Source organism: Bradyrhizobium sp. URHD0069, from assembly GCF_000701345.1.
GTDB lineage: Bacteria > Pseudomonadota > Alphaproteobacteria > Rhizobiales > Xanthobacteraceae > Bradyrhizobium.
The window spans coordinates 36,006-50,491 of record NZ_JNIJ01000047.1; the positions used below are offsets into that span (position 1 = coordinate 36,006).

16 protein-coding genes and 3 pseudogenes are annotated in these 14,486 nt (G+C 61.9%); 12 read left to right on the plus strand and 7 right to left on the minus strand.

Features of this window, described 5'->3' with window-relative positions:
- Positions 1 to 261 precede the first annotated feature (261 nt).
- From N554_RS0125005 to N554_RS0125035, 6 genes are all read left to right on the plus strand, one after another.
- Positions 262 to 1,392, plus strand: a complete 1,131-nt coding sequence (locus tag N554_RS0125005; RefSeq protein WP_029585998.1) for an alpha-hydroxy acid oxidase — start codon at positions 262 to 264, stop codon at positions 1,390 to 1,392.
- Between the two features lie 68 nt (positions 1,393 to 1,460).
- Positions 1,461 to 2,090 carry an HAD-IA family hydrolase gene (locus N554_RS0125010; protein ID WP_029585999.1) on the plus strand — a complete coding sequence of 210 codons (630 nt, stop codon included), beginning with the start codon at positions 1,461 to 1,463 and terminating at the stop codon, positions 2,088 to 2,090.
- A gap of 12 nt (positions 2,091 to 2,102) precedes the next feature.
- Complete coding sequence (glp, locus tag N554_RS0125015; protein WP_029586000.1) at positions 2,103 to 3,311, plus strand: molybdopterin molybdotransferase MoeA; 1,209 nt, start codon at positions 2,103 to 2,105, stop codon at positions 3,309 to 3,311.
- 240 nt (positions 3,312 to 3,551) lie between these two features.
- The gene (gene lexA, locus N554_RS0125020; RefSeq protein WP_029586001.1) at positions 3,552 to 4,253 is read left to right on the plus strand and encodes a transcriptional repressor LexA; all 702 of its coding nucleotides are present in this window, start codon (positions 3,552 to 3,554) and stop codon (positions 4,251 to 4,253) included.
- Between the two features lie 306 nt (positions 4,254 to 4,559).
- Complete coding sequence (locus N554_RS0125025) at positions 4,560 to 4,979, plus strand: hypothetical protein (protein ID WP_029586002.1); 420 nt, start codon at positions 4,560 to 4,562, stop codon at positions 4,977 to 4,979.
- A 286-nt stretch (positions 4,980 to 5,265) separates the two neighbouring features.
- Positions 5,266 to 5,511 (plus strand): hypothetical protein, encoded by a 246-nt coding sequence (locus N554_RS0125035; RefSeq protein WP_029586004.1) that lies wholly within the window; start codon positions 5,266 to 5,268, stop codon positions 5,509 to 5,511.
- A 15-nt stretch (positions 5,512 to 5,526) separates the two neighbouring features.
- Here the strand turns inward: N554_RS0125035 and N554_RS0125040 are convergent.
- Positions 5,527 to 7,215: pseudogene (locus N554_RS0125040) on the minus strand (ComEC/Rec2 family competence protein); the annotation flags it as partial.
- A gap of 472 nt (positions 7,216 to 7,687) precedes the next feature.
- Here N554_RS0125040 and N554_RS0125050 point away from each other — a divergent pair.
- Entirely contained in the window at positions 7,688 to 7,903 is a 216-nt protein-coding gene (locus N554_RS0125050; RefSeq protein ID WP_029586006.1) for a hypothetical protein, read from the plus strand.
- A 228-nt stretch (positions 7,904 to 8,131) separates the two neighbouring features.
- Here N554_RS0125050 and N554_RS0125055 read toward each other — a convergent pair whose 3' ends face one another.
- The 3 genes from N554_RS0125055 to N554_RS0125065 all read right to left on the minus strand — a co-directional run bounded on the left by N554_RS0125055 (position 8,132) and on the right by N554_RS0125065 (position 9,791).
- Positions 8,132 to 8,350: a hypothetical protein gene (locus N554_RS0125055; protein ID WP_029586007.1), complete on the minus strand. Its 219-nt coding sequence runs from the start codon at positions 8,348 to 8,350 to the stop codon at positions 8,132 to 8,134.
- A 231-nt stretch (positions 8,351 to 8,581) separates the two neighbouring features.
- The gene (locus tag N554_RS0125060; protein ID WP_029586008.1) at positions 8,582 to 9,046 is read right to left on the minus strand and encodes a nuclear transport factor 2 family protein; all 465 of its coding nucleotides are present in this window, start codon (positions 9,044 to 9,046) and stop codon (positions 8,582 to 8,584) included.
- A 304-nt stretch (positions 9,047 to 9,350) separates the two neighbouring features.
- Entirely contained in the window at positions 9,351 to 9,791 is a 441-nt protein-coding gene (locus tag N554_RS0125065) for a hypothetical protein (protein WP_029586009.1), read from the minus strand.
- Between the two features lie 350 nt (positions 9,792 to 10,141).
- Here N554_RS0125065 and N554_RS40280 point away from each other — a divergent pair, with 350 nt between their 5' ends.
- Together N554_RS40280 and N554_RS0125075 are read left to right on the plus strand one after the other, a co-directional pair.
- Entirely contained in the window at positions 10,142 to 10,315 is a 174-nt protein-coding gene (locus tag N554_RS40280) for a hypothetical protein (RefSeq protein ID WP_156042090.1), read from the plus strand.
- A 70-nt stretch (positions 10,316 to 10,385) separates the two neighbouring features.
- Positions 10,386 to 10,586, plus strand: coding sequence for a hypothetical protein (locus N554_RS0125075; protein ID WP_029586010.1), 201 nt, complete (start codon positions 10,386 to 10,388; stop codon positions 10,584 to 10,586).
- Positions 10,587 to 11,796: 1,210 nt separating this feature from the next.
- Here the strand turns inward: N554_RS0125075 and N554_RS42745 are convergent.
- The 3 genes and pseudogenes from N554_RS42745 to N554_RS43145 form a co-directional block, all read right to left on the minus strand.
- On the minus strand, positions 11,797 to 11,925 hold the full coding sequence (locus N554_RS42745; protein WP_256378755.1) for a hypothetical protein: 129 nt from the start codon (positions 11,923 to 11,925) through the stop codon (positions 11,797 to 11,799).
- Positions 11,926 to 12,165: 240 nt separating this feature from the next.
- Positions 12,166 to 12,411 carry a hypothetical protein gene (locus N554_RS40285; protein WP_156042091.1) on the minus strand — a complete coding sequence of 82 codons (246 nt, stop codon included), beginning with the start codon at positions 12,409 to 12,411 and terminating at the stop codon, positions 12,166 to 12,168.
- A 269-nt stretch (positions 12,412 to 12,680) separates the two neighbouring features.
- Positions 12,681 to 12,909, minus strand: a pseudogene (locus N554_RS43145) (IS110 family transposase); the annotation flags it as partial.
- Between the two features lie 203 nt (positions 12,910 to 13,112).
- Here N554_RS43145 and N554_RS0125105 point away from each other — a divergent pair.
- From N554_RS0125105 to N554_RS42255, 3 genes and pseudogenes are all read left to right on the plus strand, one after another.
- Positions 13,113 to 13,415, plus strand: coding sequence for a hypothetical protein (locus N554_RS0125105; protein WP_051677692.1), 303 nt, complete (start codon positions 13,113 to 13,115; stop codon positions 13,413 to 13,415).
- Between the two features lie 125 nt (positions 13,416 to 13,540).
- Entirely contained in the window at positions 13,541 to 14,128 is a 588-nt protein-coding gene (locus N554_RS0125110) for a QcrA and Rieske domain-containing protein (protein ID WP_029586014.1), read from the plus strand.
- A 93-nt stretch (positions 14,129 to 14,221) separates the two neighbouring features.
- Positions 14,222 to 14,486: pseudogene (locus tag N554_RS42255) on the plus strand (PQQ-dependent dehydrogenase, methanol/ethanol family); the annotation flags it as partial.

The window sequence follows — 14,486 nt, forward strand, 5'->3', positions numbered from 1 at the left end:
AGCAGGTTCACGCACCCTTCACCTTTCCGGTATCACCAAGGCCGTTCTGCCACGTCGACGGCTGCGTGCAGGAAAACGCGTCTGGCGCAGGTGCCGAGCCAATAGCCGAACTGCGGCGACGCGTTACGAAAGGGCCCCTCGAAGCCGACCAGCGCTCCTGACGCTGCATCGCTCTGCGCATACGGCAGCTTGTCGAGAAGCGCAGGACACGATACCCGGAAGGTCAAGTCGAAACAGCCGCGCATTCCCGGGGAGGATATGATGAACGAAGCGACCCGCATCCCGCCGCTGACCGCTGAGCTCGGCGCTGATGGCGAAGAGTTCCAGAACCTTCACGAGTTCGTCCGGAAGGCGCGGGCCAACCTCAACCAGAATGCGTGGGATTATATCGTCGGCGCCGCCGAGACCGAGACCACCCTGCGCCGCAACCGCCTGGCGCTCGACGAAATCGCATTCCGGCCGCGCGTGCTGCGCAACGTCGCCAAGGTCGATCCATCCGTCGAATTGTTCGGCCGCAAATTGCGCTTGCCGGTGATGCTCGGCCCGGTCGGCGCGCTCGAGATCTTCGATCCCGGCGCCGGCGCCAGCGTGGCGCGCGGCGCCGGGACCTTCGGCGCGGCCCATATGCTGAGTTCGGTGTCCGAGCCTGGCCTTGAGAACGTCGCCGAGGCCGCGCCCAGCGCGCTGCGCATCTTTCAGCTCTATGTCCGCGGCGGCGACGCCTTCGTCGAAGATTGTGTCAGCCGCGCCATCGCATGCGGATATTCCGCGTTCTGCCTGACGGTCGACACCGCACATTACAGCCGGCGCGAACGCGACATCGCCAAGCGCTATGTCCGCGCCAGCCGTATCCGCGCCACCGGTGGCGATTTCCAGAAAGGGCTGGAATGGCGCACCGTGAAGCTGATCAAGGATAAGTATAAAATCCCGCTGATCATCAAAGGCATCGCCACCGCGGAGGATGCTGCCATCGCGCTCGATCACGGAGTCGATTGGATCTATGTGTCAAATCATGGCGGACGCCAGCTCGATCATGGCCGCGGCGCCATGCATGTACTGCCGGAGATAACGGCTGCCGTCGCAGGCCGCGCCAAAATCATAGTCGACGGCTCGTTCTGCCGCGGCACCGATATCGTCAAGGCAATCGCCTCCGGCGCCGATCTCGTCGGCATCGGCCGCCTGCAATGCTGGGCGCTTGCGGCTGCAGGTGAAGCCGGGATCGTCCGGATGCTGGAGCTGCTGGAGGATGAAGTGATCCGCTGCCTGGGACTGCTCGGCGTCACATCTTTCGGCGAGCTCGACAAATCCTATCTGCACGCGGCTGCCCCAACCAACCTGCCCGGTGTCTTCAGTGCTTTCCCGCTGCTTGACATCGAGCCGTATCGCTATTGAGGGTTCGCGGCCGCACCAGGCGATATCCCTCGGTTGCTCCTCTCGCTCGTTTTTCGTACACCGCCGCGATGACCCGCCCCCTGCTCTTTCCCGACGCCGCCGACGCGCTGTTGTTCGATCTCGGCCGCGTGGTGCTCGATATCGACATCAACAAGGCGCTGGCGTGCTGGGCCGGTTACGCCGGTTGCGAGCCGGCAAATCTCGTCGGTCGGTTTACGCACGACGAAATCTATCAGCGTCACGAAAAAGGAGAAATCGATGACGCCGCATTCTTCGCCAGCCTCCGCGCGGCGCTCGGCGTCAACCTGTCCGACGGCCAATTTCTTGAAGGGTGGAACGCGATTTTCGCCGGCGAGGTGCCTGGCATGGCCAAGCTGCTGGCGCGCGCCGCGCAGCACCTGCCGCTTTACGCCTTTTCCAACACCAACGGCGCCCACGTCGAACATTTCTCGCGTGCCTATGCCGGCGTGCTCGGCCATTTCCGCGAACTCTTTCTGTCGTCCACCATGGGGCTTCGAAAACCGGACGCGGCAGCCTATGATCATGTGGTGAAAGCGATCGGCGTGCCGGCTAAGCGTATCGTGTTCTTCGACGATCTCGCCGAGAACATCGAAGGCGCCCGCGCCCGCGGATTGACCGCCGTTCACGTGACCTCGCCTCATGTTGTGGCTGAGGCGCTGGCCGCGCTCGGGATTTAGGAGTTTGTCGCCGTGGCACTGATGCCGGTTGCCGACGCGCTATCCGCGGTTCTCGACGGCGTCGAACCGTTGCCCGAGGAAATGGTCGCACTCGATGCCGCCCACCACCGCGTACTGGCGCGCGACGTCGCGGCATTGCGCACCCAGCCGCCGCAGGCGATGTCGGCGATGGACGGCTATGCGGTGCGAGCAGCCGACGCATCCCACGTCGCGGCCCGGCTCAAGGTGATCGGCGAGGTAGCGGCCGGCCGGCCGTTCGAAACCACGGTTGCCGCCGGCGAAGCGGTGCGGATTTTCACCGGCGGCGTGATCCCGGCGGGCGCCGACGCCGTCATCATCCAGGAAGATACCGTGGTTGAAGCTGGCGGTATCACGATCACGGAGGCTGCGATTGCCGGACGGCACATCCGCCCCGCCGGCATCGATTTTCGCGAAGGCGATGTCCTGTTGGCCCGCGGAACCCGCCTCACCGACCGCGATCTCTCGCTGGTCGCGGGCATGAATTATCCCAGGCTTCCCGTCCGCCGGCGACCGAAGGTCGCGATCCTCGCTACCGGCGACGAGCTGGTGATGCCGGGCGCTATCCCGGGCCCTGGGCAGATCGTCTACTCCAACGGCTATGCGCTGCGGGCGCTGGCTAGCTCCGAAGGCGCCGAGACCATCGATCTCGGCATCGCTCCCGACAGCGTCGAGGCGACTACCGAAGGCATCCGCCGCGCTCGCGACAGCGGCGCCGATGTCCTCGTTACAACCGGCGGCGCCTCGGTCGGCGACCACGATCTGGTCAAGCGGTCGCTGGAGGGCGAAGGCGTCACCATAACGTTCTGGCGGATCGCGATGCGGCCGGGCAAGCCGATGATGCACGGACGGCTCGGCGCGATGCGGGTGATCGGCCTGCCCGGCAATCCCGTGTCGTCTTATGTCTGCGCCTTCCTGTTTCTGGTGCCGCTGATTCGTGCTTTGTCGGGGCGAACGGACGTCCATCACATCAGAGAGACGGCGTTATTGGGACGCGATGTCGTCGCCAATGATGTGCGCGAGGACTACTTGCGCGCACGCATCGAGGCGCGCGAAGGCGTCCTGACCGCCACGCCCGTCAACCATCAGGACAGTTCGCTGCTTGGAAATCTCGCTGCGGCGCAGGCACTTGTGATCCGCCCACCGCTCGCGCCTGCGGCCATCGCCGGATCGGCTTGCGATATCCTGCGGCTTCCGGTCTGAGCTCTCGCGGCAGGTTCTGACTAAATCTGTCTTCGTTGACGAGAAATTAAGTGGTTGCGGAACACATATGGAACATATAGTGTATGTTCATGATTTGTTTCGAGTACTGGTGTCTATGAATGGGAGTCTCCCGATTTCCAAATCCTATCGCTCGAAGCGTTCGATTTGGAGTCTCGAATTTCCTTTTCGGATGGCGAGTCTCGGAATCGAACGGCACTGTCAAACTGGGGATTGGTCGAGATGCTTACGCGCAAACAATATGAACTCCTGCGATTCATCAGCGAGCGGCTGAAGGAATCCGGCGTTCCGCCCTCCTTCGATGAGATGAAGGACGCGCTGGATCTGCGCTCGAAGTCCGGTATTCACCGCCTCATCACCGCGCTGGAAGAGCGTGGCTTCATTCGCCGCCTGCCCAACCGCGCCCGCGCCATCGAGGTGATCAAGCTTCCGGAGCTTTCGACCGGCGGCAACGGCCGGCGGGGCTTCACCCCCAGCGTCATCGAAGGCACGCTTGGCAAGGTTCGCAGCTCCAGCGTCGGTTACGAGGACGACGGCAGCCGTTCGGTTGCCGTGCCGGTAATGGGCCGCATCGCCGCCGGCACACCGATCGAGGCGCTGCAGACCCGCAGTCACAACATCAGCGTGCCGCCGGACATGCTCGGTTCCGGCGAGCACTACGCCCTCGAGGTGCGCGGCGATTCCATGGTGGACGCCGGGATCCTCGATGGCGACATGGCGCTGATCCAGCGCAACGAGACCGCCGAGACCGGCGATATCGTGGTGGCGCTGATCGATGAGGAGGAAGCAACCTTGAAGCGCTTCCGGCGCCGCGGCGCCTCGATTGCCCTGGAGCCGGCCAACACATCCTATGAAGTCCGCATCCTGCCGCCGAACCGGGTAAAGATTCAGGGCAAGCTGATCGGGCTTTATCGGAAATACTGAGCGACGCGATCCAGGCAGGCAGCCCTTTCGCGCCGTCCCGAGGGCCGAAAACCGGGTCGTCGTACCATAGAAATCATCGTGTCGGTTTTCCTCAGCCGGCAGGTCGGCTCCCCGACTGGTTCGACGCGCACACGGCTGACGCGAAATCGGTCAAACATTAAAACGCATTTGTGATCGGGTTACCGGCCGGAGCCGCACATTTGCCAACAACCAAGCATAGGCTTGCGTGTTATTGTCACTCTGATAGGGGCCTGCGCCTCTAAGTAAAGCGGCGTGGGTTGGCTATCTCGAACGAGGAGCAATCCGATGTGTGACTATAGTCTGCACGCAGTAGCAACGCGCCCTGCCCAGGTTGGGGAAACGCTGATCACCACAACATTCCGCGGGACTTCGACTCGCGGCTTCGCGTCAGAAAGAGAGCCCGAGGTAGCGGTCTGCATGCTTCCCGGGACCGAACTGGCGTTCGCCGAAAACGTCAAATACGACAATCGGTGGATCTGGACCAAAGCCATCAATTTCCGGGTAGGAAAATTCGGCCAGATCGATCCGGACGTTCCGCACCGTCACCATGATGCGATCGAATTTCCGGATGGAAGCAATGTGCTGGTGACGCAGCTCTGCGAGGGCCAGCGCGTGACCGTACTGCAATTGCCGGTTCAGCAGGCTGCGGAGCACGCGCATCCGGCCGCTCACACGCCCGCGCCGACTTCGGTCTCCGTTGATTGAGATGGTCGCGCAGACATCCCCCGCCGGTTCCGCGCCGGCGGGGCACTGTCGCGCGGCAGCAATCGATTTTGCCCGCCCCGAGCCGTCGGCGGCGCGCACCATGGGTCACCGACACGATGCGCGGGCGGAAGAACTTGACAATTTGAAGCTGGCGCTGGCGACGTTTGCTTTACAGCTTGACGTCTTCGAAATGCGAACAAATGAATCGTTCAGGGCCGGCGTAAAGCCCCAAATTTCCGCCGGGGCGCCGGATGCCGGTCGCAGCGTCCAAAAGGAAAAATGATCGGTGGTCAATAAGATCACGTGGCAAAAAGCCGGACGCGTGACCGAGCCGGGCCGCTACATGTTCACGTTCGGGTGGCTCACCGTGACGGCAGAAGATCTCGCCGTCTGGCAGCAGTTCCCGAATGCGACGTTTACGCTCGTCCAAACGGCGGCGGCAACGGACGCCGGGGAGGAATTTCGGCTGGGCGCCTTCGACTTGGGCGAAAGTCGCTCGCTCAGTGATCTCAGTGATCTCAGCGATCATTGAAGCAGCTTTTTTGAATCACTCCTCCGCCTGCAGATCGGCTTCGGAAGGCGTCGCATCCATGGGTCGCCCGACCGCCGGGCGCGACACGAGGGCTGTTTCGTCCTCCGCGGCGCCTGCGACCGCCGGCGACCACGGCCGATCGACGCCTTTTGGCCTGACAGCCACCACCGCAAATCCGTCACGGGTTCGCCGCAGCGCCAACGCGCCCTGCCTTCGCAAACGGTCCTGATCGATCACCGGACATGCCGGCGGTGCCTGCCTCGCGGTCACCACCAGCGCGGCCCGCTCGCAATCCTCAGCAAGCGCGTCAGGCCGCAGCGCCAGGGCGACAAGGGCGCCATCCGCCAGCTGCGTCACGCATCCCGCCTCGTCGCACGAGACGCCCTCTGCAAGCGCGGGATCCGCGGGCTGCCGCCCATCGGCATCAGCGGCCAGCCATTCCTTCAGCAGGAATGCGTCCTTGGCGGTGCGCATGAGGTGCAGGCGCCGGTCCTTGCCGCGGACCCCGACATTGTGGCCGTCGGCGGAAATCAGGACATCCGGCTGCGGCACCGCCAGCGCCCAGACCGCCGCAAGCATCAGCACGGCCGCGCCGGACCAGCGCAGCGGCGTGCGCAATAGCCCGAGCAGGATGATGCCTACGCTCGCCGCGATCAGCGGGCCGATCCCGAAGGCCGCCATGCGGCCGATCGCGCCCGGTAATGCGGCGACCCATTGCGTCACCACGATCATCCAGTCGATGCCGACCCCCATGAGGCGCCAGAACACGCCGTCCAGGCCAAAGGGCATCGCGACCAGCCCGAGCAGGCCCGCCGGCATGACCACTGCCGACACCACAGGCATCGCCGCCAGGTTGGCGAGCAGGCCATAGGGCGTCACGCGATGGAAATGGAAGGCGGCATAGGGTGTCGTCGCCAGCCCCGCCACCAGCGACGCCAGCGCCAGCATCGCGATCTCCCGTCCGCCCCATAGCGCGACGCGGGCGGTCGCCGAGTCATCCGGCGCGGCAAACAGACGGGGCATACCGATCTGCACCAGGGCCACCAGACCCAGCGTTGCGGCGAACGACATCTGGAAGCTCGGATGCACCAGGGCTTCAGGCGCGATCGTGAGTACGATCATTGCCGCCACCGCGAGGGTGCGAAATGTCACGGCGCGGCGATCGACCATGACGGCGATCAACACCACCGCCGTCATGAAGAACGAGCGCTGGGTCGCGACCTCGGCGCCGGAGAGCAGGAGATAGAAGGCGGCGGCGGCAAGCGCAGCGGCGGCCGACCATTTCTTGATCGGAAAGCTGACGGTCAGCCCCGGGATCAGCGCCAGCAGCGCGCGCACCGCAAAGAACACGACGCCGGCGACCACGGCCATGTGATATCCGGAGATCGAGAGCACGTGTCCGAGCCCGGAGATGAACATCGCATCGTTGACCGGCGGAGAGATCGCGTCACGGCGGCCCGTCAGCAAGGCGGTCGCGATCGCGCGCTGATCGCCATCGAGCGCCGTTCGTATTCGCGCATCGATCGCATCGCGCAAGCCTTGCATGAATGCCGCATAGCGCAGCGACAACCCGCCGCTGCCAGGAGCCTCCACGGTCTTGATCGCGCCCATCACGAAACCGGACGCGCCGATGCCAGCAAAATACATGTCGCGGCCGAAATCGTAGCTGCCGGGCCGCATTGGCGCGAGCGGCGGCTGCAGCCGCTGATATATCAACTAACCAATGGAATTTGTTATATAATTTTTTGAATACCATGGCCACCCCACAAACCAACCCACAAATTGCCGGGCTGCCTTGTCCGATTCCGCCGATTGCAATCCCGGGAAGAGGTTTCGTCGGCCAAGCAGCCACGAAACGATTTGGCCTCATCGACAAAGCCGGTTTTAGGGCCCCGCGAAGGCATCCCGAAACCGATGCCTGGTATCACCATCCTCGATCAAACAACGGGGATCGATCATGTGGGACGTCATCATCAGCTTAATTTACCGCGAGTTCTGCAAGAAATCTTTGACCGACATGCGAAAGCACCGATGGAATATCGCAACGGCCGGCTGACTCGCCTTCTGGCGCCCTCACCTCTCATCGTCCGGATGATGCCGCCGCGAGCGGGGGCTGAAAGGATTGGAGTTCGGGAACGAATGCCGCTCGCGCTTCATTGTTTCCGCGGAGGCGGAGATGTCCGACCGACAGCGCGAGATTTACCACAGCGAGAACGGCGACAGGTGGTTCCTCTGTCGCGACGACAATGGACGTGTTTTCGTGTTGCACAAAGCCAACGTGTCTTCCGGCGGAACGGCGACCAAAATCGAGCTCGAAGACTTTCTCGGAAGAGGCAAAGCCAGCCCCGAGCATCAAGCCCTTTCCCGCCTGATCGGTAGTCTCGTCGACTAAGCCCGGTTGTTGGTGACGTGCACCGGGCCCAGTGGTGCTGGTGATTGACCTGTAAAGAGTACCGAGCCTTGAGACGATAATCTATCCGGGGGCCAGTCCTGATGTCATCCGTGAAACGAAGTTCCGGTCACGGGAGGCCGCCGTTGCCGCCTGCATTGAGGAAATCAAGAACGGGATCGAGAGAAGCCGGCACGCCCGTAGGCTATGACCCCTGCGGCATCACGACGTCTACTTGAACATCGTCTTGATCGCCTGCCAGAACGATGGGCCTTCCCGGTGTGGATGCTCAACGGTTGGCGCCGGCTGAACGGCGCACGGCTCGGAAGCGGGTAACGTATCGATCAAACCTGCTTCCAATCGCGCATGCTTGTCCGGGTCGAGCCTCTCGGCTTGCCGGCGATCCGGCTCATACTTGTCGAGCGGAGTGAGATTGGCTTTCTGAGCCATGCTTACCCTCCCCTTTCCTTGATAGAAGCCAACGGGTCCCGAGTTGAGTTCGTTCCATGGCGCTCCCAAAAAGAAAGCCCTGAGCTTACCGTTCCTCGTCCGGATGCACCCACGTAAGGCGCGACGACAAGGCCAGCAGAAAGCCGCCATCGTGCGGTGACGGCCTCTCAGAAAAAACTCCAGGCGTAAGTTACCCCTCCCGTCATTGCGACGACGGAAGCGATGACGCGATCAGAGCTTGGTTGCCGCTCGGGACAGAAGTTTCCAGTCCGCGCCCTGTTTTTGCCAGTTCATCAGGATGTGGAGATTGGTGGCGCTTTTCTTGCGATCGGCGACGGCCTCACTTTCGCCTACCCAGTGGAAACGCACGACCGCTGCCGGGCCGACGACTCGAACATTGGTGTCTTTGTACTCTAACGACAAAAACTTCGATTTTCCGCTGGTGGCATTGGCGATAAACGTCGCCTTGTCCTCGAGCTTGCCATCGGAGTGGCTGTAGCTCAATTCCGCCGCGCAGAGCGCGTCGAGTGCTTTGGCGTCGGCGGCGAATTGAGCCGCACGGAATGCCTCTACATTCTTCGCGACGGCATCTTCATCCGCCGAAGCCCCGAAGCCCGGGATCACGCTCATTGGGACCACGCTCAGGAGTGCAAGCGCAAGCGTTGGCAAGGCCAGCTTACGACGATCGATATCCATGGTTTCCTCCATTGTTCTAGTTATGAAGGTAGTCTTGCAGTCACACTCTTTTTTGTCGAGTACCCGCTTCAGCCCGTGGAAGACCGCGCGTGACGCTGCGTCTGCGAAGTGGTTTTCCTGCCGCTGGTTGTGGTCATGAGCGGCATTTCAGCGCCGCCTCTAGTTTCCAGATCGGCGGTATTGCGCGGTCGGCGGATAGCGTCGAGGGGCAGCCTCGCGCGTCTCGGTAAGGGCTAGGCTGCTAGGCGCTGCTTAGCACGACCGATACGATCCAGCGCGTAGGGTTGCTGGAGCCATCTTCGATCTAACGTTCTCCAGCATCCAAAATCCACGTCCGGTCAGCGAATGCTACATAAATTCGCTCCTGCCCAAGCGCAGCGCCAAGTTCGATCGACAGCTCGTTCAACATCGCCTCGATTGTCTCGTCGGGCAGGTGACCCAGATAGGCGTGGACAGCTTCGCCAGTGAACAGCGCCACCGGTTCGCGGTCCGAGCCGACCGTGCCATCTGGGCGGGGCCATGCGTAGGTGACTTCCGCACGGGTGAACATGCCGGACAGGGCGGGCTGGCCCGTTTCCACGCGGCGTTTCATCCAAGCGCGGGCGGTGCGGACGGCCTCCGAAACGTCGAAGACACGGCCATCGGCGTCCCAGCCCTCGCGCAAGCCCACGCTAATGCGAAAATCACGGCGAGGACCTAACGAGCCCGGAACAACAGAATAATCTTCAACCCTCGGCGCAGGCATCGTCTGCAACTCCTTCCTAATTGGCTAGTCCGCTTCCCGCCCCGAAAACGCGAATGAGCATATTTATGTGCCCGCTATACCAGGGCGGCAACAGCCATTGCTTTCTCAAATCGCGAGGTCCCGCTCGCTTGGCCGCCAACTGAGGCGACCTTCGAAACCCAACCTTGGACGATTTGCCCGCCCGCCTTGGGATGAAGCGGGTCACCTACAACGGCCCCTGCCCAACACCATGCTCAGGATCGTCGCGAGCGGGGAGCGTGAGGTCCCTCCTCCCGAGTCACAACCATCACTTCCGTTATGATGGACCGGGTCCAAGCTGTGGTAAGCCTAGCGGAAAGCAGGAGGCCAATATGAACTGGATCAAATGCACCGATATGAACAAGCAGCCCATTTATGTGAACATAGAAAATGCGGTGAGCATTTCTTGGATCGAAGAAGAGAAGGCATCCATCATCGGATTCCCCAGTGGAGCGGACAGCATAAAGGTCATCGAACCACCCGAAGTCATCATCAGGGGGGAATGACATGCCCCGAGGGCCCTAAAGGCGAGAAGCGCCCCGCCGACGCCATCGGCATGACAATCATGCAGCCAAGATGAGATCCAAGGAGGATCGCCCCTTCCCTACGCCCGAGGCCGCCGAGCGCAAACTGCTTGAGCTGGCGAACGCGGTCGAAGCCGATCACGCCGGTCGCCTGTCGGTTGCCGTCGTCAACACGCAGTTTCGGAATGGCGGTGGCAGTTACGAGGAATACGGCGCGGCGGTTACCCTCCTGTCCTGGCCGGCAAGAGCATGACACGCGAATTATGCGGGCATCGCCACCACCGGCGCGCGCCCTCAACGGAGACGCCACAATCCGTGGTATACATCCAGGATGGATCGCGCCGCGACCATCAAATCGACTCTCCTCTGCCTTGCATGTCTGTCGCTGCCGGGCTGCGCGGGCGGTCGAACCGCGGGCGAACACATCGCGGACATGCCGCACTGGATGGGAGGCCTGCCTGCCGATGCGCCGCCCCGTCGTGGTACGCCAGAATACGAAGAGATGATGGCGAAGCGCGCGCAAGAAGCAGCGAGGCCAAAGACCGAGCAGGCTAAATAGCTCTCACCTCTCATCGTCCGAATGATGCCGGGGGTGCGGCCCGGCCGCGCGACTAACTAAGAAATCTTCGGGCGCGAACCGGCGCGCGGGTGCCGGCCTTTCCATCCACATATCCGCGAATTAACTCGCGTTTGAGACCCTGGCGGCGCATAATCACACGATCACCGCTCCGCCTCCTAGGCATTATCGGTGACAGAGAGTGTTGCGCTCCCGCCTGTTCTAGGGAAGCATCATGCCCCAATCTCAACGCCTGTCGTCCGTCATTCCATTCGCTGCAATTGAGCGCCCTGCCTGTCCGAGGTGCAATGCCCAGATGATGCTCGCCAGTATCGAGCCAGCACGCGCGGGCGTCGACTTGCATACGTTTGAGTGCGCTATCTGCAATCAGGTACTAAAGACCCTTGCCGCGTATGAAGACCCCATGAAGTCCAAGGGTCTTGGACGCTGGCTTCAAGGCGATTTGCACCCACCGAAGTAAGGCGCGCGCCGGCGTGAACCGGCGCCCTCACCTCTCATCGTCCGGACGAGACGATGCGAAGCCCTCACCGGCTTCGGCTGTGCTCTGAGGCTGATTCGGCTTTACAGAATTCGTGCGCTCGGAGGATGTCGGACAACCCATACAATCCAGGGTGTTACACCAAAGGTGCGGGGAAAGATACGCTTTGAAGCTCAACGGTTATTTTGAATGGTCCCCGCACCAGACGCGGAACTAACCGAGCCGTCCGAAACACTCAATGGGTCCGTCGACAGAATACGACGTGCGCAGATGGGGGCAGCGGCTGGCGGTTTCATGACGACTTTTGCCTGAAGAAACGGCCCCAGGCGGCGGACTGACGCCGTTAGAGAACAGCACCAGCGGGGATGGCACTGTTCAGTAAATATACCGCGGGGATTTCTTCCTGGGCTAGATCCCAAGCACCCAAACCGCAACAATGGTCCCGAGCACGGCTAGGCCAGAAATCGTCCAGCCTTTGATGTAAACCGCGCCATCCGTTTCCGGCCTGTCCACCATGGAATCGTGCCAGTGGGTCATAACAGCCTCCTAGCGGTGCCGCTCGAAAGTAGGTCTCCGCCAACGCCCCAAGGTTCAAATACTCTCAAGTAACCGCAGCGGTAGCTGGCGGGCGCATCCCGCCAGTTCAGGCGCGAAAATGCAAAACCAGCAGGAGAGTGGAAACGGCGACTAAGGCGGTAAGCGCCAAGACCGCGAGATAGAATACCTTGCCGTTCGATCTGCTCGGCACTTTGCGCCAGTGCATGGCAGTCGCCTCGCTCAGATTTTCGGTGCAGCACCGGCCCGATCAAACACCGGCGTTTTCTCGATATCGTCGGGGCCGGTGCCCGTCGGTGTGTCCTCTGTGGCGTGCCGTATCGCCTCTGTGGTGGCGTCTAAGCCGTCGACTGTCTCGTTTGCCGCACTGCCCGAATCGTGCGGTCGTGCTGAAACCTGTCCGGTACCGGAACTAGTATCAGCATCCATCACGCTCGAACGCCGTGGCCTTCGATTTTTCTGTGTCATTGGATGACTCCATGTCGAGTCAATCTGTTCGCTCGCCGCAGGTTCCACCGAGCCTAAAGCACTTGTTGGACTTGCTGCACTCGGAAACCTTGCTGCGGCAGAAACAGCGTCCGCAATGCCCGCCGCAACACCGGATGCTCTCGGCGGCCCGATCGAGCTGTCATCCAATCAAGGGCGGCCACTAGTGTTCGCATGCGCCGGGAAGGCCGATCCTCCATCTCTTCTCATCCTCTCGCAGACCTCGGCGGGTGGAAGGGTGTGGGGTTACATCATTGCGCGATTGCGCCGGCAAATTTGGTCGCCTCGAAGTTTCGCCCGTGCGCAAGAACGCTTCAGGCGATCCGGCCAGTTTGTTGGCCAGCGCAATCGCGAGCACATTGTAGTGCAGTCGCTTTTTGGCAGCTTCAATCCAGGACTTGAGCCGGTGGCGCTCCAGCTCTTCGGCTTGATCAGCACCACCTACGCCGCTTGCACGAACAGAACCGACAGGCAGCGGTCCAGATAGCTTAAGATCCCGGGGGCGCTGGGATCATGCTAAAAACGAATCGGCGAGTTATGCCTTCTATGTCGCCTGTCTCTCACTAGCTGCGCGGCTGCGCGCCTTGCGGCATCCCCTTACGCCTGGAAAATATCGATCATGAGTTAGGAAACATTCGCGACCCGGCGCGTTCGTAAGGGAGGTTACGAGGGGAGGACTTACCATGCGAACCACAATCGTTGCGATGCTTGTCGCGAGCGGAGCCGTGATCGCCCTGCCGGCGCTGGCGCAGCAGCAGACGGCACCGAACCAGCAGCAGCAGACGGCACCGAACCCGCAGATGCAGGAGGAGGCGGACAAGGGCGCCAAGACACGCCAGTCCGGTGAGTCAGGCTATGTCGGCGAGCAGGAAAAGCCCGGCTCGTCTGCCCATGCTCCTGGGCGGCCCGACACTGCTCCGCCGACAACGGGCACAGCCACCGGGACCTCAACCGGGGCGGCAGGCAGCGGTGACAGGCCGCGCTGAGCCTTCTAGAGGTGGTAGCACAGCTGCGCATGATCGCGCCCCCCGGACGGGGTCCATACTTTTGCCGCTGCGCTGAAGCTACACGCGGCTGAAATCTAGGTTCGTGGCGAAGCTGGAGAAGACAAATGAAGTGTCCGAGGCAAACGCGACGCTCGCTTCTTTTGACGACGCTCGCCACCGGAGCGTTCCTGGCGGGTAGGTTCGCTGCGGCGCAGGAAGATCAGCCCGGCAGTGATGAGCGACCGCAAAAAGGTGACTTGCTCGTTCTCTCCGAGGCGGAGCATGAGGGTAAAATCATCAAGGCTGGTGACCTGAAGCTCGGCGAACCGCCGCTGCACGCTTGGCCAAAGGACTCGAAGACCTCGGTAATCCGCAAGGGCTCGCGGCTAAACGAGATTCTGGTTCTAAGGCTTGATCCCGGCGAAATGGATGAGGAGACCCGATCACGCTCTGCTGACGGCATCGTAGCCTATTCGGCGATCTGTACTCACACCGGATGTTCTGTCACCGGCTGGCTAAAGTCCGAGACAGGCGACAAAGACGTTCTTAAATGCTTTTGTCACAACTCCGAATTCAATCCCCGGGAAGGCGCGCAAGTCGTGTTCGGGCCCGCGCCCCGGCGTCTGGCGGCACTGCCGCTGGCGCTAGCCGACGGCTCGCTCACCATAGCCGCAAGATTCGTTGGAAAGGTAGGTGCTCAACAACCAGGGTAATGGGGCGCGGTCGCATCGGATTCCCGTGCCCCAGACGATCGCACCACCCACCAAGGGGCGGGCGAAGAGAAAAAGCACAGGGAGATGGCGTCCATGACCAGAAAGCAATGGCTATTATCGGGTTGTGTTGTGTTCACAACCCTTATCTCGACCGCTGCTGTCGCCGGTCCGATCGAAAACTACAGCCCGGTGACGCAAGCCCGCCTCGAAAATCCCGAACCCGGCAATTGGATGCTGTACCGGCGGAGCTATGACGGCCAGGCTACAGCCCCCTCGACCAGATCAACACCTCGAATGTCAAGGACCTGACGCCGGTATGGACCTTCTCCACCGGCGTCATCGAAGGCCACGAAGCTCC

Coding starts and splice junctions, on each gene's coding strand:
- N554_RS0125005 (WP_029585998.1), top strand. CDS start 262: ATGAACGAAGCGACCCGCATCCCGCCGCTGACCGCTGAGCTCGGCGCT.
- N554_RS0125010 (WP_029585999.1), top strand. CDS start 1,461: ATGACCCGCCCCCTGCTCTTTCCCGACGCCGCCGACGCGCTGTTGTTC.
- lexA (WP_029586001.1), top strand. CDS start 3,552: ATGCTTACGCGCAAACAATATGAACTCCTGCGATTCATCAGCGAGCGG.
- N554_RS0125025 (WP_029586002.1), top strand. CDS start 4,560: ATGTGTGACTATAGTCTGCACGCAGTAGCAACGCGCCCTGCCCAGGTT.
- N554_RS0125050 (WP_029586006.1), top strand. CDS start 7,688: ATGTCCGACCGACAGCGCGAGATTTACCACAGCGAGAACGGCGACAGG.
- N554_RS0125055 (WP_029586007.1), bottom strand. CDS start 8,350: ATGGCTCAGAAAGCCAATCTCACTCCGCTCGACAAGTATGAGCCGGAT.
- N554_RS0125060 (WP_029586008.1), bottom strand. CDS start 9,046: ATGGATATCGATCGTCGTAAGCTGGCCTTGCCAACGCTTGCGCTTGCA.
- N554_RS0125065 (WP_029586009.1), bottom strand. CDS start 9,791: ATGCCTGCGCCGAGGGTTGAAGATTATTCTGTTGTTCCGGGCTCGTTA.
- N554_RS40280 (WP_156042090.1), top strand. CDS start 10,142: ATGAACTGGATCAAATGCACCGATATGAACAAGCAGCCCATTTATGTG.
- N554_RS0125075 (WP_029586010.1), top strand. CDS start 10,386: ATGAGATCCAAGGAGGATCGCCCCTTCCCTACGCCCGAGGCCGCCGAG.
- N554_RS42745 (WP_256378755.1), bottom strand. CDS start 11,925: ATGACCCACTGGCACGATTCCATGGTGGACAGGCCGGAAACGGATGGC.
- N554_RS40285 (WP_156042091.1), bottom strand. CDS start 12,411: ATGACACAGAAAAATCGAAGGCCACGGCGTTCGAGCGTGATGGATGCT.
- N554_RS0125105 (WP_051677692.1), top strand. CDS start 13,113: ATGCGAACCACAATCGTTGCGATGCTTGTCGCGAGCGGAGCCGTGATC.
- N554_RS0125110 (WP_029586014.1), top strand. CDS start 13,541: ATGAAGTGTCCGAGGCAAACGCGACGCTCGCTTCTTTTGACGACGCTC.